Genomic DNA, 17,349 nt, shown 5'->3' with positions numbered 1-17,349 from the left:
CCGGGCATGTTCCGACCCAAACTGTTGTTCACCAGCCTCGCCGCACTCGCCCTGGGTGCTTGCTCGCCGCAAGACCCACAAGCGGTGACCTCCGCCGCCATCGCCAAGCAGGTGATCCTGCCGACCTACAGCCGCTGGGTCGAAGCCGACCGCCAGTTGGCCGCCAGTGCCCTGGCCTACTGCGAAGGCAAAACCTCGCTGGACGCCGCCCGCGCCGACTTCCTCAACGCGCAGAAAGCCTGGGCCGAGCTGCAACCGCTGCTGGTCGGCCCACTGGCCGAGGGCAATCGCCCCTGGCAGGTGCAGTTCTGGCCCGACAAGAAAAACCTGGTCGGCCGTCAGGTCGAGCAGTTGGTCAACGCCGACAAGCCAATCGACGCCCAGAGCCTGGGCAAGGCCAGCGTAGTGGTACGCGGTCTGTCGGCCTACGAGTACATCCTCTTCGACAGCAAGCCAGACGTCGCCACGCCTGAGCAGAAGGCCCGCTACTGCCCGCTGCTGGTGGCCATTGGCGATCACCAGAAGGCCCTGGCCGAAGAGATCCTCAAGGGCTGGAACAGCACCGACGGCATGCTCTCGCAGATGACCAAGTTCCCTAATCAGCGCTACGCTGACTCGCACGAAGCGATCGCCGATCTGCTGCGCGCCCAGGTCACCGCCCTGGATACCCTGAAGAAGAAGCTCGGCGCACCCATGGGCCGCCAGAGCAAGGGCATCGCCCAGCCGCTGCAAGCCGAAGCCTGGCGTAGCCACTCTTCGCTGAAAAGCCTGGAAGCCAGCCTCAAAGCCGCCCAAGCGGTATGGGTCGGGGTCGACAATCAAGGCCTGCGCGGCCTGCTTGGCAAAGACCAGAGCGCCCTCGCGCAGAAGATCGACGACGCTTACGCAAGCTCGGTCAAACTGCTGGCCGACAACCACAAGACCCTGGGCGAGCTGCTGGCCGACGATGCCGGCAAACAGACGCTCAACCAGATCTACGACAGCCTCAACGTGGTGCACCGCCTGCATGAAGGCGAGCTGGCCAAGGCGTTGAACATCCAGCTGGGCTTCAATGCCAACGACGGTGACTGATCATGCTGCGACGCCAGGCCCTCAAACTCGGTAGCCTCCTGCTCAGCGCCCTGACCCTGGGCGGTTGGAGCCTGTTGCGCAACAAAGGCAGCGAACCGCTGCTGCTGTCGGCGCGTGACGACGCCGACGGCAAGCACTACGCAGTGGGCTACCGGCTGGACGGCAGCCACGTGTTCGCCACCGAAGTGGGCCAGCGTTGCCACGCCATCATCAACCACCCCGAGCTACCGATCGCCCTGTTCGTCGCCCGCCGCCCAGGTACCGAAAGCTACCTGGTCGACCTGCGTGACGGGCGCCTGCTGCAAACCATCCGCTCGCAACCCAACCGCCACTTCTATGGCCACGCGGTGATCCATAACAGCGGCGAGTGGTTGTATACCACCGAGAACGACACCACCGACCCAGGACGTGGCGTGCTTGGCGTCTACCGCTTCGAAGGTGAACGGCTGGTGCATGCGGGCGAGATCCCCACTCACGGAATCGGTCCACATGAGCTGGCCTGGCTACCCGACGGCGAAACCCTGGTGGTGGCCAATGGCGGTATCCGCACCGAGGCCGAAAGCCGGGTAGAAATGAACCTCAATGCGATGGAGCCGAGCCTGGTCCTGATGCAGCGCGACGGCACCCTGCTGAGCAAGGAAACCCTTACCCAGCAGATGAACAGCGTGCGTCACCTGGCCATTGCCGACGATGGCACGGTGGTCGCCTGCCAGCAGTTCATGGGCGATGCCGATGAAACTGCCGAACTGCTTGCGATCAAGCGCCCGGGCGAGCCGTTCAGGGCATTCCCGGTGCCCGAGCGGCAGTTGCAGGCCATGGCCCAGTACACCGCCAGCGTGGCCATCCACAATGATTTACGCCTGGTGGCGCTGACTGCGCCGCGTGCCAACCGCTTGTTTATCTGGGATCTGGACAGTGCCCAGGTCAGGCTTGATGCACCGATGCCCGATTGCGCTGGGGTGGGGGCGGTAAAAGATGGTTTTGTCGTCACCTCCGGGCAGGGGCGCTGCCGCTTCTATGACTGTCGCAAGCAAGACTTGATCGGCCAGCCGATGGAACTGCCTTCGGGGTTCTGGGATAACCACCTGCATCTGGCTTGCCCCGCGATGAGGCCAGTCGGCCCCTGCTCTCCACGTTTTCCTGAAAACAGGCAATACTCTTCCCATCCGCACGTGGGCAGGATCGCCCGTGGTCGTGCCATACCTATAACAACCACGCATCCAAGGAACCGGACTTATGCTGCGCCGCCGCATGCTGATCATGTTGGCCGTCGTGCTGCTGATTGTATTGATCCTGGGGGGCATCAAGGCCTTCTCGATCTACAACCAGATCCAGGTATTCACCGCGCCCAAGCCACCGATCAGCGTGGCCGCCGCGACCGCCGAGCAGCGCCCGTGGCAACAGCGACTGCCCGCTGTCGGCAGTCTCAAGGCCTTGCAGGGCGTCGACCTGAGCCTGGAAGTGGCCGGCACGGTCAAGTCGCTGCACTTCGACTCCGGCCAACAGGTCAAGGCCGGGCAATTGCTGCTGCAACTGGACAGCGACGCCGAAACCGCACTGCTGGGCACCGCCCAGGCTGACCTGGGGCTGGCCAAGGTGGACTTCGGCCGCGGCAGCCAACTGGTCGGCGACCAAGCCATCTCCCGCGGTGAGTTCGACCGTTTGACTGCGCAATATCGGCGCAACCAGGCCGTGGTCGACCAGCTCAAGGCATCGCTGGCGAAAAAGAGCATCAAGGCGCCGTTCAGCGGCACCATCGGCATTCGCCAGGTGGATGTCGGCGACTTCCTCGCCAGCGGCACGGTGATCGCCACCCTGCAAGATGTGTCCAGCCTCTACGTCGATTTCAACGTGCCCGAACAAGCCCTGCCGCAGCTGAGCCTCGGCCAACAGGTACTGGTACAGGTGGGCGCCTACCCCGAACAGACCTTCCCAGCCAGCCTCAGCGCGATCAACCCCAAGGTCGAGGAAAGCACGCGCAACCTGCTGGTGCGCGCCACCCTGGCCAACCCCGAGCGCAAGCTGCTGCCGGGGATGTTCGCCAATCTGCTGATCCTGCTGCCTGATCCACGCCCGCAAGTGGTGGTGCCGGAAAGCGCGATTACCTACACGCTGTATGGCAATTCGGTGTACGTCGTCAGCGCCAAAAAGGACAAGGGCGGCCAGCCCGAAACCAACGCAGAAGGCCAACCCGTGCTGATCGCCGAGCAGCGCACGGTACAAACCGGCGAACGCCGCGATGGCGTGGTGGTGATCAGCGAAGGGCTCAAGGCGGGCGATCAGGTGGTCAGCGCCGGGCAATTGAAGCTGACCTCGGGCGCGCCGATCCGGATTGCCCCCGACCACGCCCTGCAGCGGCAAAACGCACCCAACGCGCAGCGCGCGGACTGAGGAGGCTGGCATGGCGTTCACCGACCCGTTCATCCGCCGCCCGGTGTTGGCCAGCGTGGTCAGCCTGCTGATCCTGCTGCTGGGTTTCCAGGCCTGGAGCAAGCTGCAGATCCGCCAATACCCACAGATGGAAAACGCCCTGATCACGGTGACCACCGCCTACCCCGGAGCCAACGCCGAAACCATCCAGGGCTACATCACCCAGCCGCTACAGCAGAGCCTGGCCAGCGCCGAAGGCATCGACTACATGACCTCGGTGAGCCGCCAGAACTTCTCGATCATCTCCATCTACGCGCGTATCGGCGCCAACAGCGACCGGCTGTTCACCGAGCTGTTGGCCAAGGCCAACGAAGTGCGCAACAAGCTGCCGCAAGAATCCGAAGACCCGGTGCTGAGCAAAGAAGCCGCCGACGCTTCGGCGCTGATGTACATCAGCTTCTACAGCGAGCAGATGAGCAACCCGCAGATCACCGATTATCTGTCGCGGGTGATCCAGCCCAAGCTGGCCACTCTGCCAGGCATGGCTGAAGCCGAGATCCTCGGCAACCAGGTGTTCGCCATGCGCATCTGGATCGACCCGGTCAAGCTGGCAGGCTTCGGCCTTTCGGCCAACGATGTCACCGCAGCGGTGCGCCGCTACAACTTCCTTTCCGCTGCCGGCGAGGTCAAAGGCGAGTACGTGGTGACCAGCATCAACGCCACCACCGAACTGAAATCGCCGGAAGCCTTCGCCGCCCTGCCGCTCAAGACCGAGGGCGATACCCGGGTGCTGCTGGGCGACGTCGCGCGCGTCGAAATGGGCGCGGAGAACTACGACACGGTCAGCTCGTTCGACGGCACGCCATCGGTGTACATCGGCATCAAGGCGACGCCTGCGGCCAACCCGCTGGAGGTGATCAAGGAAGTGCGGCGGATCATGCCAGAGCTGGAGAGCCAGTTGCCGGCAAGCCTGAAGGTGTCCATCGCCTACGACGCCACGCTGTTCATCCAGGCCTCGATCGATGAGGTGATCAAGACCCTCGGCGAGGCGGTGTTGATCGTCATCGTCGTGGTGTTCCTGTTCCTCGGCGCGCTGCGTTCGGTGTTGATCCCGGTCATCACCATCCCGCTGTCGATGATCGGCGTGTTGTTTTTCATGCAGATGATGGGCTATTCGCTGAATTTGCTCACGCTGCTGGCGATGGTGCTGGCCATCGGCCTGGTGGTGGACGATGCCATCGTCGTGGTGGAAAACATCCACCGCCATATCGAAGAGGGCAAGTCACCCTTCGATGCAGCCCTGGAGGGCGCCCGCGAAATCGCCATGCCGGTGGTGTCGATGACCATCACCCTGGCCGCCGTGTATGCGCCGATCGGCTTTCTGCAAGGCCTGACCGGCGCCCTGTTCAAGGAATTCGCCCTGACCCTGGCGGGTGCGGTGATCATCTCCGGCGTTGTCGCCCTGACCCTGTCGCCGATGATGTGCGCACTGTTGCTGCGTCACGAGCAGAACCCCAGCGGCCTGGCCCATCGCCTGGATGTGCTGTTCGAAGGGCTCAAGGTTCGCTACCAGCGTCTGCTGCACGCCACCCTCAACAGCCGGCCAGTGGTGCTGGTGTTCGCCGTGATCATCCTGTGCTTGATCCCGGTCCTGCTGAAATTCACCCAGAGTGAACTGGCGCCCAACGAAGACCAGGGGGTTATCTTCATGATGAGCAGCTCGCCGCAGCCGGCCAACCTGGATTACCTGAACGCCTACACCGACGAATTCACCACGATCTTCAAGAGCTTCCCCGAGTATTACTCCTCGTTCCAGATCAACGGTTTCAATGGGGTACAGAGCGGCATCGGCGGCTTTTTGCTCAAGCCGTGGAATGAGCGCGAACGCAGCCAGATGGAGTTGCTGCCGCTGGTCCAAGCCAAGCTCGAAGAGATCGGCGGCCTGCAGATCTTTGGCTTCAACCTGCCCTCGCTGCCGGGCACCGGCGAGGGTCTGCCGTTCCAGTTCGTGATCAACAGCGCTGGCGATTACCCCGCCCTGTTAGACGTCGCCCAGCGGGTCAAGGAACGTGCCCAGGCCTCAGGCAAGTTCGCCTTCCTCGACATCGACCTGGCGTTCGACAAGCCTGAAGTGGTGGTCGACATTGATCGGGCCAAAGCGGCGCAGATGGGCGTGTCGATGGACGTGCTCGGCGGTACCCTGGCGACTTTGCTGGGCGAAGCCGAGATCAACCGCTTTACCCTGGAAGGGCGCAGCTACAAGGTCATCGCCCAGGTCGAGCGGCCGTACCGCGACAACCCAGGCTGGCTGAACAACTACTACGTGAAGAACGACCAGGGCCAACTACTGCCGCTGTCGACCCTGATCACCCTCAGCGACCGCGCCCGCCCGCGCCAGCTCAACCAGTTCCAGCAGCTGAACTCGGCGATGATCCAGGGCGTGCCGATGGTCAGCATGGGAGAGGCACTGGCAACCGTGCAGCAGATCGCCCGTGAAGAGGCGCCGGAAGGCTTTTCTTTCGACTATGCCGGAGTCGCGCGGCAGTTCGTCCAGGAAGGCAGCGCGCTGTGGGTGACCTTTGGCCTGGCGCTGGCGATCATTTTCCTGGTACTGGCGGCGCAGTTCGAGAGTTTCCGCGATCCGCTGGTGATTCTGGTGACCGTGCCGCTGTCGATTTGCGGGGCGTTGCTGCCGTTGTTTCTGGGGGTGTCGAGCATGAACATCTACACCCAGGTGGGTTTGGTGACACTCATCGGGTTGATCACCAAGCACGGCATTCTGATCGTCGAATTCGCCAATCAGTTGCGTGAAGAAAAGGGCCTGGGCAGGCGCGAGGCGATTGAAGAAGCGGCAGCGATTCGCTTGCGCCCGGTGCTGATGACCACCGCCGCGATGGTGTTCGGCATGGTGCCGTTGATCCTGGCGACAGGCGCCGGGGCGGTGAGCCGCTTCGATATCGGCATGGTGATCGCCACCGGGATGTCGATCGGGACACTGTTTACCCTGTTCGTGCTGCCCTGCATCTATACCTTGCTGGCGCACAAGACGATTGCAGGGGAACAGCAGACGGTGATCGAGAGGTAGTCGTGGGAACTGGCGAAGCCCTCGCTAGCGGATTGGGCCTGCTATGCAGCCCGTCGCAGGCTTCGCCGGCTATTACAGGGAATGAATGACTCGGATATTGTCAGCCGAACGGCCGCAACCCTTGACGCAAGCCGAACAGGAACAACAGCAGATCATTGTCTGGCTGCGCCACGGCTTGCTGTTTTGCCACACGCGGCAGAGCGCACTGCCCTGCCTGACCAGCTTTGCTGAATACTGTTGGGCCCGGTTCGTCCCAGGCAGCAGCAGCCGCCGTCGTCACCACCAATGCACCCACCAGAAACAAAGCTCGAGCTATTTCTAGTTTCATTGCTCTAACCCTTTGACAGCGCTGCCAAACGCCATCTGGTAAAAATAGAGCAGTGTTTGCCACTCTGCCTCGTTGAGTGACGAATGGCGGCGTAGCTGACCCAAGTCGTTCAGCGCTGCACGCTGGCGACTGATGCGCCGCCGGCACTTCTCCAAATCGAGCAACGCGACTTCAGCGCGGGCTTGCTCGCCCTCGCCACTGATCTTGATGAATACATGCTTGCCGTAAAGGCAGCCATGCTGCCAATGACCCAGGTGCATGCGCGCCAGATTGTCGGCCAAATCCTTGAGCATGCGTTCGTGCAGCACCTGCGGATAGCGCTCCCGCGCACCTTCGGCATGCCAGGTATCCAGATCGACGAAGCCATCCAGCGCTTCGCTGACCAACAGCGCGCGCCACTGGTGATCGCCATCGCGTTGAGCACCGCAGTAGACGATGCGCGGCACGCGCACACCCAGTTGTTCGAAGCTGTGCAAGGCGTCCTGCTCGCGCAGCACCGTTGGCCGGCCAAACGGATGCAGCAGGCTGCGATAGAGATGCCCGACCTGACGCTTGGCATACAGCAGCTGCCCGCTCGCGTCGTTCAGCCGCTGCACGCCGCTTTCGCCGCCGCGCCGCTGATTGGGTTCCTCGACCCACTCACCCTGCTGTTGCCAATAGTAATCGAACTGCGAACCGCGACTCTGGGCTACTGCCATGAATGCCTACCCCTTGCGTAATACGTAAACTCGCCACATGGCGTAGAACGGCAGGAAGTCCAGACGTTCCTGAATGCGAAAGCCGGCAGCCAAAAATTCTTGCTCGACTGTGTCAGCGGGTAACACGAAGCGGTTTTGGTAACTGCCCTGCTCCGCTTTGGCGCTACGACGCTGCTCAAGCTTTTTGCGCCGCCAGGCTTTGAAATTGCCATCAACCCACAGCGACAGGATTACGCTGTCGCGGCTAACCCGATGAAACTCCGAGAGAATGGTCTGGCGATGGGCCGCTTCGCCAATATGGTGGAACAGGCGCATGCAGAAGATGCTGTCCACGGCGTTGTCCGGAAGATCGATGGCAAAGGCTGAAGTCTGCAAGGGCTGTACCCGCGCCACCACTTCTGGCGGTTGCGCGGCACAGGCTGTCTCGATCATCGCTTCGGAGTTGTCGGCGCCAATGATTACCCGATTGGTCTTTTCCGCCAGCAGCGGCCAGAAGCGGCCAGCGCCGCAGGGCAGGTCGAGCACCAGGCCAGGGTCACCCGCCAGCGCCAGGGCGCGCCGTGCCAGTTGCTCATCACGCTGGTGCGACAGGCGACGAGCCAAGCCATCTTGGTGCTTGAGGAAGTAGTCACGCGCGTGTTGCTGGTCGTACTTCTCGGAAAATTCGAGTTTGATGGGGCTACGCATTGGGCATCTCCAGACTCCAGTGCGCTCACCTTAGGTAAGCGCACGTTGGAATCAGGTCATGCCGATGTGAAAAATCTGTCGGACTTTTCCACAAGTTTTGCAAGAAGTTACTAATTACTTGGTAGAGGGCTCTTGGCCGATCAGCGTGCCCGCTTCCGGCGCTGGCGCGCCCTGACTGAGGTCGACCTGGAAGCGACACCCGTGTGGCAAGGTCGCGCTCAGGGTGACCCGCCAGCCCTGGTCGTCACAGATCCGCTGCACCAGCGACAGGCCCAGGCCCAGGCCCTCACCGCGGCGCTCGTCGCCACGCACGAAGGGGCGGAACATCGCTTCGCGCTGCTCTTCCGGGATACCCACACCACTGTCCTCGACACTGAAACCGTTAGCCTCCAGGCTCAGGCGGATGTAGCCACTGTCGGTGTAGTGCGCCGCGTTGCGCAGCAGGTTGCCCATCACCGATTGCAGGAAGGTGGCGTTGTACAGCACCGGGCTGGCGCTGACCCGACCGTCGTAGTACAGGGTCAGGCCCTTTTGCTCGACGGTATCGCGCCAGACGCCGATCAGATCGTCGGCCACCTCACGCAAAGTCGCCTTGGAGGCGACCGCGCCCTCATCGCGCTGGGCGCGGGCGAGCATCAGGAAGGTCTTCACCAGCTCACGCATTTCCTCGGTGGCGCGGGCGATGCGCTCCACCTGGTTACGCGCGCGGCTGTCCAGACCGGGGTTTTCCATCAGCAGCTCGCAAGAAGTGGCCAGTACCATCAGTGGCGTGCGCAACTCATGGCTGACGTCACTGGTGAACAGCCGCTCGCGGGTCAACGCATCGCGCAACCGGCCCAGGGTGTCATCGAAGGCCACCGCCAACTGGCCAACCTCGTCCGCCGCATAGTCCGGGGCCAAGGGCGGCGCCAGGCCGAGCAACTGATCGCGATGGCGAACCTGGCGCGCCAGGCGGATTACCGGGGCCATCACCCGCCGGGCCAGCAGCCAGCCGAGGAACACCGCCAGCACCAGGCTGAGCACGAAACCAACCACCACCACTGCGAACAACACCCGCTCGCGCTCTTCGAAATCACTCTGGTCCTGCAGCAGCACGTAGTGCCGACCGTCCACTACCTCGACCATGGCGTGGTAAGACAACTGATCGCGGAACACCTCATGGAAACCGGCGTTGAGGTGGCGCAAGTCCTTGGGCAACTCGAAATCGTCGCGCCCGCCACTGAAGTAGAACAGCTGGTCCGGGCGTGGCCGGTGGCTCCAGTCACTGACGCTGTCCATGCGCAGCAGGCGCTGCAGGTCACCGCCGAGCACGGCAGAGATCAGCCGTTCTTCGACCAGGTGCACGGTGGCGACGATACCGAAGGCGAAGGCCCCGGCCACCAGGGCGCTCATCAAGGCAAAGGCGATGATGATGCGCTGGGCAAGGCTTTGCTTAAACTCCATCGCGACCCTCGGCGAGGCGATAGCCGACGCCGTGGACGGTATGCAGCAAAGGTTTGTCGAAAGGTTTGTCGATCACTTGGCGCAGCTGGTGGACGTGGCTGCGCAGGCTGTCACTGTCGGGGCAGTCATCGCCCCACAGGGCTTCTTCCAGCACTTCGCGGCGCAGCACGTGCGGGCTCTTCTGCATCAGTACCGCGAGCAGCTTGAGGCCCACCGGATTGAGCTTGAGCAAGCGGCCCTGGCGGGTGACTTCGAGGGTGTCCAGGTCATAGCTGAGGTCGGCGACCTGCAACGTGCGACGCCCTCCCCCTTGGCTGCGGCGCAGCACCGCTTCGATGCGCGCGGCCAGCTCCGACAGCGCGAACGGCTTGAGCAGGTAGTCGTCGGCACCGGAGCGAAAGCCCTGCAGGCGGTCATCCAGTTGATCGCGAGCGGTGAGCATGATCACCGGCGTATCGCGACGGGCATCCTCGCGCAGGCGCTTGCACAGGGTGTAGCCATCGATGCCAGGCAGCATGATGTCGAGCACTATCAGGTCGTAGTGCTCGGTCGCGGCCAGGTGCAGGCCAGACAAACCATCCTGGGCACAATCGACGGTGTAGCCCTTCATGCCGAGGTAATCGGCCAGGTTGGCAAGGATATCGCGGTTGTCTTCAACCAAAAGAATGCGCATCGGGGTCTCCTGTGCGGCGCTTTCGCAGTGCGCGGCAGGCGCAGCTTACGGCCATCAATGGCCGGGCGCCAGCCTTGCGGGGATATCGTCGATGCCGACGCTTTGTTCACCGAACCTGCATCTCGACACAAAAAACAAAAAGCCCCGCACTAGGCGGGGCTTCTCGTTACAGCGAGGGGGTAAGGCTGGCTTACATCATGCCGCCCATGCCGCCCATACCACCCATGCCGCCCATGTCAGGCATGCCGCCAGCAGCAGCTTCCTGAGGAGCATCGGCAATCATCGCCTCGGTGGTGATCATCAGACCGCCGATCGAAGCTGCAGCTTGCAGCGCCGAGCGAGTGACCTTGGCTGGGTCAAGGATGCCCATCTCGATCATGTCGCCGTATTCGCCGGTAGCGGCGTTGTAACCGAAGTTACCCGAACCTTGCTTGACCTTGTCAGCGACAACGCTTGGCTCGTCGCCGGCGTTGGCAGTGATCTGGCGCAGCGGCGATTCAACAGCGCGGCGCAGCAGGGCGATACCGACGTTCTGGTCTTCGTTGTCGCCTTTGAGGTCGACAATGGCTGCCAGGGCACGTACCAGGGCAACACCACCGCCAGGCACCACGCCTTCTTCAACGGCTGCACGGGTAGCGTGCAGGGCGTCTTCAACGCGGGCTTTCTTCTCTTTCATTTCAACTTCGGTGCCAGCACCGACCTTGATCACGGCAACACCGCCAGCCAGCTTGGCCAGACGCTCTTGCAGCTTCTCACGGTCGTAGTCCGACGAAGTCTCTTCGATCTGGGCACGGATCTGCTTGACGCGTGCTTCGATGTCAGCGTCGACACCAGCGCCGTCGATGATGGTGGTGTTTTCCTTGGACAGGATGACGCGCTTGGCGTTACCCAGGTGCTCCAGGGTAGCCGACTCCAGGGACAGACCGATCTCTTCGGAGATGACGGTACCGCCAGTCAGGACGGCAATGTCTTGCAGCATAGCCTTGCGGCGATCGCCGAAGCCTGGCGCCTTGACCGCAGCAACCTTGACGATGCCGCGCATGTTGTTGACGACCAGGGTAGCCAGCGCTTCGCCTTCAACGTCTTCAGCAACGATCAGCAGCGGACGGCCGGCCTTGGCAACGGCTTCCAGAACTGGCAGCAGCTCACGGATGTTGGAGATCTTCTTGTCGACCAGCAGCAGCAGCGGGCCTTCGAGCTCGGCAACCATGGTGTCTGGCTTGTTGACGAAGTAAGGCGACAGGTAGCCGCGGTCGAACTGCATGCCTTCTACGACAGACAGTTCGTTTTCCAGGCCCGAGCCTTCTTCAACGGTGATCACGCCTTCTTTACCGACTTTTTCCATGGCTTCGGCGATGATTTCACCGATGGAGGTGTCGGAGTTGGCGGAGATGGTGCCTACCTGAGCGATGGCCTTGGAGTCGGCGCATGGCTTGGACAGGTTTTTCAGCTCGGCGACAACAGCGGCGGTGGCCTTGTCGATACCGCGCTTCAGATCCATCGGGTTCATGCCGGCAGCGACGGCCTTGAGGCCTTCGTTGACGATGGCCTGAGCCAGAACGGTAGCGGTGGTGGTGCCGTCACCGGCAGCATCGTTGGCCTTGGAAGCAACTTCCTTGACCAGCTGGGCGCCCATGTTTTCAAAGGCGTCTTTCAGTTCGATTTCCTTGGCAACCGAAACACCGTCTTTGGTGATGGTTGGCGCGCCGAAGCTCTTGGCCAGAACAACGTTACGGCCTTTCGGGCCGAGGGTCGCTTTAACAGCGTCAGCCAGAACGTTGACACCAACGAGCATTTTCTTACGGGCGGAATCGCCGAATTTTACGTCTTTAGCAGCCATGATCGTTTAATCCTTGGAATTCTTTGGAGTAACGGGAAATCGGGGAAATCAGCCTTCGATAACGGCGAGAATCTCGTTCTCAGCCATTACCAGCAGGTCTTCGCCATCGACTTTCACGGTGTTGCTGCCCGAGTAAGGGCCGAAAACCACTTTGTCACCCACTTTCACGGCCAGCGCGCGAACTTCGCCGTTGTCCAGGATGCGACCGGTGCCGACGGCAACAACTTCACCGCGGTTTGGTTTTTCAGCGGCCGAACCCGGCAGGACGATACCGCCAGCGGTTTTCGATTCTTCTTCGCTGCGACGGATGACTACGCGGTCATGCAGAGGACGAAGCTTCATTGTCGATCTCTCCCAAATTGTGGTTTTCATCGGCCGGTATCGACACCGGCGGGTTGAGGCATTCCGGCGTTGCCGGGAGGGGCCTGCATCAGGCAAACCCCTGAGTCTTGTCTGGCGTTTCCACCAGAAACCTTGCGGTGACCACATACATGAGGTCGCTGGAAACAATTACAAGGCTTGCCCTGGAAAATATTTCATAGGCTTATCGCAAAACGCACAACGGCCCCTCTCGGGGCCGTTGGGTAAAGGCTTGCAACAATTACTTGTCGCGCCGCTCGTACTCGCCTTCGATGACGTTAGGACGGTGGGCGCCTTCTGGCGGACGGGCATTGAACGGATCGTCCTGGAACGCTCGCTGGCGCATGGCCTGGGCCTCGGCCCGCTGACGCAGCTTGCGCGCCGCCAGGTGACGGGTGAACGGCAGCAGGCAGATCAGGCCGAGCACGTCGCTGATGAAACCTGGGATGAGCAACAGGCCACCACCGACCGCCAGCATCATGCCCTGGAACATGTCCTCGGCGGGCAGCTCGCCGCGCTGCAGGCTCTCACGGGCACGCAGGGCGGTGGCCAAGCCGGCCACACGCATCACCAGCACACCCAGGGCGGAACCGGCGATGATCAGCAGCAGCGCCGGGAAGAAACCGATGGCGGCGCTGACTTTGACGAAGACGAACAGCTCCAGCACCGGAAAAATCAGAAACAGCAGTAGGAAAACACGCATCAAGGGTTCCTCGACGGAAGACAACCTTCCAGTAAGACCTCAAATGGATGCGTGTGCTCGCTTTTTCAACCCTCGACGTGTGTCGCAGATGGCCAGTTGTCGGCGCGCGCCAGCAAAACCAGGGCTTCGCGAACTTGTGTCGGCGTATTGCAGGTGCTTGGAAATGGCAGCCAGTAAACCGCCTGGCCGATGCGCAGGTGCATCCCCTCGCTGTCGATACCGACCATGTGCGCCGCTGGCGTGCGTGGCAAGTCGCTCAGTTCGACGTAGTGGGCGATGGCGTTGGCATGGTCGCTGTTCATGTGCTCGATCATGCTCGCTTCGGCCTTGCCGGCGAAGGTGTTGGCCAGGGTGACCTGGTCGAGCCAGTGGATCGCACCGAAGCCGCCGATGTAGCGGTGGCGCACCGGCTGCAGCACCCAGAAATCGAAGTCATGGGCCTTGTGGTAGTTGGCGGCTTCCGGGAAGTAGCGGTAGTAACGCTCGGCGGCCGCTTCGATGGCCGCTTCATCGGTGAGCTTGTGCGCCTCGGCCATGACCGTCAGGCGGCCGACGGCCTGCACATCTTCGGCGTCGCGCTCACCGACCAGCAGCGAGCACTTGGGGTCTTTGTGCAGGTTGTGGGTGTGTTGGGCGATGCGGCTGATGAGGATCAGCGGATGGCCTTCGGCGTCCAGGCAGTACGGCACGACGGAGCCGAACGGGTAGCCGGGCATGGACTTGGAATGGGTCGAGAGCACGCCGCGGTATTCCTTGAGCAGCAGTTCCCGGGCGGGGCGAAGGGCGTTGGTACTCACGAAAGAGGCTCCTGAAGAAAATCAGCTGCAAGCTATAGCTACAAGCGGCAAGAAAAAGCAAGCCAGCGACGCCGGTTAGAGGTCCGTACGTCCGCTCTTGCTTGGCGCTTGTAGCTTACCGCTAGCAACTGCTTTTACCAGGTAACGCCAAAGCCTGCGGTATAGCGGGTCTTGTCCAGATCGCTGTCGCGGGTGCCCTGGATCATGTCCTTCTCGGCCTTGAGGTTCAGCGAGGCCCACTCGGTAACCTTGTAGCGCAGGCCGATCTCGGCATCCAGCGAGTAGTCGGCGACCCCACCCAGTGGCTTGCCCAGCTCGCCATTGGTGAACAGCTGGACGTTCTTGCCGATCAGGTAGCGGGTGTAGTCCCACTTGACTGCCGCCGAATAGAAGTTGTCCTTGCCGCCATCGCGGTACTGGTAGTCAGTGCGGTTGATCAGCGAGCCGAGCGAGAACGCGCCCAGTTCGTCATCCCAGAACTGGTAACCCGGGCCGGTACCCACGGTGCGCTGGCGAGCCAGGTCTTCGATGTGGTCACGCTTGTATTCCAGACGGCCCTGCCAGAACCATTTCTCAGTGAGGAAACGGTCCAGCGCGTACTCGGCGCTCCAGTTGTTGGTGGTGGTGACGTCGTCCTTGGTTTCGCGGTTGTACTCGCCTTCGGCATTGTGGCGCCAGCGGCCGTGGCGGGCGGTAGTCTTGAAGCTGACGTCGTAGTCGTCGGTGTCGTTCTCGGCGCGCTTGTAGTCCATGGCCAGGTCGACATTGCCCTTCCACAGGAAGTCTTCGACCAAAGGTCGCGGCTTCATGATCTGCTCGATGCTGGCCAGATCGACGGTCTTGGGCGCATCGCCGTTGGCCAGGGTGACCTTGCCTGGCTCGGCGGCCTTGAGCGACTTGGCTTTCTCGCCCGTGTAGGCGTCCTGCTTGACCAGCATCTCCTGATCGCTCTCCAGGGTCTGCACCTGTTTCCAGTCCAGGGCGATGGAGCCGCCATACGGCGTCTCGAGCAGCAGCTTGCCGCCGTCGAAGACCTTGATCTTGCCACTGAGCTTGTCACCGTTCTTCATCCAGACGGTGTCGGCCAACACAGGGGTACACAGGGATGCGGCGATAAGGCAGAGCAAGGTTCTAGAATACATAAGCTGACTACGGGCTCGGTTTGACGAAAAAAGCCGGGCATTATCCAGATACACACGACTAGAGCAAGGACAGACCCAGCCCATGCCGTTGAGTTCAACTCTCATTTACCAAGTTGGCACGCCGTTCGGCCTGCCACACCCGGCGCTCGCCTGATGTCAGGGGTTTCGCGCCTTTCGGCAGAAGATGCTGATGCCCGACGAATGGCACTGTATTCCGTGCTGGGCCAGATTCCTTCGGGCAAGGTCGTCAGCTATGGCCAGCTGGCCGAGCTGGCAGGGCTTGGGCGAGCAGCGCGCTGGGTCGGGCGTACCCTTGGGCAACTGCCTGCGGATACCCGTTTGCCCTGGCACCGGGTGCTCGGCGCCGGAGGGCGCCTGAGCTTGGCACTGGGTACCCCGTCAGGCGACGAACAGCGTGCCCGGCTGCGCGCGGAAGGGGTCAATGTAACCAATAATCGTGTGGATATGACGCGCCATGGCTGGCGCCCAATGGAGCACAGCGGTTAGAGTGCGCGCTTTGTTTTCGTAAACTTGAGGCAGATGTTGGCCCATGCCCCGTAAAACCTGGCGCGCTGCGCTCGCTGCCTATGCCAGCCCGTCAACCCTGGTGCTCTTGCTGCTTGGCTTTGCCGCCGGCCTGCCGTACATGCTGGTGTTCTCAACGCTTTCGGTGTGGTTGCGCGAAGCCGGTGTGGCGCGCGAAACCATCGGCTATGCCAGCCTGATCGGCCTTGCCTACGCCTTCAAATGGGTCTGGTCGCCACTGCTCGACCAATGGCGCCTGCCACTGCTCGGCGGCCTTGGCCGGCGTCGCTCGTGGCTGCTGCTGTCGCAGGTGCTGGTGGTGATCGGCCTGGTCGGCATGGGCTTGTGCGACCCGCAAAAGCATCTGTCGTGGCTGATTGCCTTGGCGGTGCTGGTGGCCTTCGCTTCAGCGACCCAGGACATCGCCGTCGATGCCTATCGCCTGGAAATCGCCGACGACCAGCGCCAAGCCGCCCTCGCCGCCAGCTACATGGCCGGTTACCGGGTCGCCGCGCTGTTGGCCACGGCGGGTGCGCTGTTCTTCGCCGAGTGGTTTGGCTCCACCGGCTTCAGTTACCTGCATCAGGCCTGGACCGGCACCTACGTGCTGTTTGGCGTGATCATGCTGCCTGCGGTATTCACTACCCTGGTGATGCGTGAGCCACCGGTTCCGCTGCGCACTCAACTGTCTGCCGCACGTTATGGCCTGGGCCACCAGCTGGCTTCGGTGTTCGTGCTGATCATCCTGCTGGTATCGGTCCCAGCCAGCTTCACCCAGCTGTTCAATACCGACTGGGCCAGCGTGGTGTTCGGCGACTCGACCGTACTCGACCTGTTTCTCGAAGACCGCGCCTTCCTGCGTCTGCTGTTGTATGTATTGCTGACCTGGGCTTGCCTGTCTTCCCTGGGCCGCCGCGGCCTGGCGCCGGTGCTGACGCCGGTCAATGACTTCATCGCGCGTTATCGCTGGCAGGCGTTGCTGCTGTTGGGTCTGATTGCCACCTATCGCATGTCCGATACGGTGATGGGCGTAATGGCCAACGTGTTCTACATCGACATGGGCTTCACCAAGGACCAGATCGCCAGCGTCAGCAAGATCTTCGGCCTGATCATGACCCTGCTCGGCGCCGGTGCTGGCGGGCTGCTGATCGTGCGTTTCGGCATCATGCCGATCCTGTTCATCGGTGGCGTGGCATCGGCGGCGACCAACATCCTGTTCCTGATGCTGGCCGATATGGGGCCGAACCTGGAAATGCTGGTGGTGACTATTTCGCTGGATAACTTCAGCTCCGGCATGGCCACTTCAGCGTTCGTCGCCTACCTGTCCAGCCTGACCAATTTGAAGTTCTCGGCAACTCAGTACGCCCTGCTCAGCTCGATCATGCTGCTGTTGCCGCGCTTGATTGGTGGTTACTCTGGGGTGATGGTGGAGAAGTTCGGCTATCACGACTTCTTCCTGATCACTGCGCTGCTGGGGGTGCCGACCTTGATCCTGATCGCCCTGCAGTGGCGTCAGGAGATTGGGCGGGGCAAGCAAGCGCCAGTGCAAGGTTCTGCGCCTGAACAACCCTGACAGGTAGAGCTATCGCGGGGCAAGCCCGCTCCCACGCAGCCCACAGCCTGCTGT

At 62.0% G+C, this 17,349-nt stretch carries 15 protein-coding genes and 1 pseudogene; 6 read left to right on the top strand and 10 right to left on the bottom strand.

The window, feature by feature from the left end:
* Positions 1 to 6 precede the first annotated feature (6 nt).
* The 4 genes and pseudogenes from AAZU54_RS07030 (at position 7) to AAZU54_RS07015 (ending at position 6,526) form a co-directional block, all read left to right on the top strand.
* The gene (locus AAZU54_RS07030; RefSeq protein WP_186553901.1) at positions 7 to 1,071 is read left to right on the top strand and encodes an imelysin family protein; all 1,065 of its coding nucleotides are present in this window, start codon (positions 7 to 9) and stop codon (positions 1,069 to 1,071) included.
* A 2-nt stretch (positions 1,072 to 1,073) separates the two neighbouring features.
* A pseudogene (locus tag AAZU54_RS07025) lies at positions 1,074 to 2,168 on the top strand (DUF1513 domain-containing protein); the annotation flags it as partial.
* Positions 2,169 to 2,307: 139 nt separating this feature from the next.
* Positions 2,308 to 3,462 (top strand): efflux RND transporter periplasmic adaptor subunit, encoded by a 1,155-nt coding sequence (locus AAZU54_RS07020; protein WP_186553899.1) that lies wholly within the window; start codon positions 2,308 to 2,310, stop codon positions 3,460 to 3,462.
* Positions 3,463 to 3,472: 10 nt separating this feature from the next.
* Positions 3,473 to 6,526: a multidrug efflux RND transporter permease subunit gene (locus AAZU54_RS07015; RefSeq protein WP_312152134.1), complete on the top strand. Its 3,054-nt coding sequence runs from the start codon at positions 3,473 to 3,475 to the stop codon at positions 6,524 to 6,526.
* Positions 6,527 to 6,626: 100 nt separating this feature from the next.
* Here AAZU54_RS07015 and AAZU54_RS07010 read toward each other — a convergent pair whose 3' ends face one another.
* From AAZU54_RS07010 to AAZU54_RS06965, 10 genes are all read right to left on the bottom strand, one after another.
* Positions 6,627 to 6,854 (bottom strand): hypothetical protein, encoded by a 228-nt coding sequence (locus AAZU54_RS07010; protein WP_434726900.1) that lies wholly within the window; start codon positions 6,852 to 6,854, stop codon positions 6,627 to 6,629.
* Positions 6,851 to 7,552 (bottom strand): lipopolysaccharide kinase InaA family protein, encoded by a 702-nt coding sequence (locus AAZU54_RS07005; protein WP_186553896.1) that lies wholly within the window; start codon positions 7,550 to 7,552, stop codon positions 6,851 to 6,853. Before AAZU54_RS07005 ends, AAZU54_RS07010 begins: the two co-directional genes overlap by 4 nt.
* A 6-nt stretch (positions 7,553 to 7,558) precedes the next feature.
* Entirely contained in the window at positions 7,559 to 8,239 is a 681-nt protein-coding gene (locus AAZU54_RS07000) for a class I SAM-dependent methyltransferase (RefSeq protein WP_434726899.1), read from the bottom strand.
* Positions 8,240 to 8,353: 114 nt separating this feature from the next.
* The gene (locus tag AAZU54_RS06995) at positions 8,354 to 9,682 is read right to left on the bottom strand and encodes a sensor histidine kinase (RefSeq protein WP_312152137.1); all 1,329 of its coding nucleotides are present in this window, start codon (positions 9,680 to 9,682) and stop codon (positions 8,354 to 8,356) included.
* Positions 9,672 to 10,355 carry a two-component system response regulator ColR gene (colR, locus tag AAZU54_RS06990; RefSeq protein ID WP_186553893.1) on the bottom strand — a complete coding sequence of 228 codons (684 nt, stop codon included), beginning with the start codon at positions 10,353 to 10,355 and terminating at the stop codon, positions 9,672 to 9,674. Before colR ends, AAZU54_RS06995 begins: the two co-directional genes overlap by 11 nt.
* A 190-nt stretch (positions 10,356 to 10,545) precedes the next feature.
* On the bottom strand, positions 10,546 to 12,195 hold the full coding sequence (gene groL / locus AAZU54_RS06985; protein WP_186553892.1) for a chaperonin GroEL: 1,650 nt from the start codon (positions 12,193 to 12,195) through the stop codon (positions 10,546 to 10,548).
* A 48-nt stretch (positions 12,196 to 12,243) separates the two neighbouring features.
* Positions 12,244 to 12,537: a co-chaperone GroES gene (locus AAZU54_RS06980; protein WP_003260750.1), complete on the bottom strand. Its 294-nt coding sequence runs from the start codon at positions 12,535 to 12,537 to the stop codon at positions 12,244 to 12,246.
* A 259-nt stretch (positions 12,538 to 12,796) separates the two neighbouring features.
* Complete coding sequence (locus AAZU54_RS06975; RefSeq protein ID WP_186553891.1) at positions 12,797 to 13,258, bottom strand: FxsA family protein; 462 nt, start codon at positions 13,256 to 13,258, stop codon at positions 12,797 to 12,799.
* Positions 13,259 to 13,323: 65 nt separating this feature from the next.
* A complete protein-coding gene (locus AAZU54_RS06970) occupies positions 13,324 to 14,055 on the bottom strand; it encodes a HugZ family protein (protein WP_186553890.1) in 732 nt (243 codons plus the stop codon).
* Positions 14,056 to 14,189: 134 nt separating this feature from the next.
* Complete coding sequence (locus AAZU54_RS06965; RefSeq protein WP_186553889.1) at positions 14,190 to 15,197, bottom strand: DUF481 domain-containing protein; 1,008 nt, start codon at positions 15,195 to 15,197, stop codon at positions 14,190 to 14,192.
* Between the two features lie 153 nt (positions 15,198 to 15,350).
* On the opposite strand from AAZU54_RS06965, the gene AAZU54_RS06960 reads away from it, so the two are divergent.
* Together AAZU54_RS06960 and AAZU54_RS06955 are read left to right on the top strand one after the other, a co-directional pair.
* Positions 15,351 to 15,704: an MGMT family protein gene (locus tag AAZU54_RS06960; protein ID WP_312152139.1), complete on the top strand. Its 354-nt coding sequence runs from the start codon at positions 15,351 to 15,353 to the stop codon at positions 15,702 to 15,704.
* 43 nt (positions 15,705 to 15,747) lie between these two features.
* Positions 15,748 to 17,295 (top strand): AmpG family muropeptide MFS transporter, encoded by a 1,548-nt coding sequence (locus AAZU54_RS06955; protein ID WP_186553887.1) that lies wholly within the window; start codon positions 15,748 to 15,750, stop codon positions 17,293 to 17,295.
* Positions 17,296 to 17,349: the final 54 nt, after the last annotated feature.

The organism is Pseudomonas sp. Je.1.5.c, from assembly GCF_051129895.1.
In the GTDB taxonomy this organism is placed as follows: Bacteria; Pseudomonadota; Gammaproteobacteria; order Pseudomonadales; family Pseudomonadaceae; genus Aquipseudomonas; species Aquipseudomonas urmiensis.
This window is presented reverse-complemented; position numbering and strand designations above follow the sequence as displayed.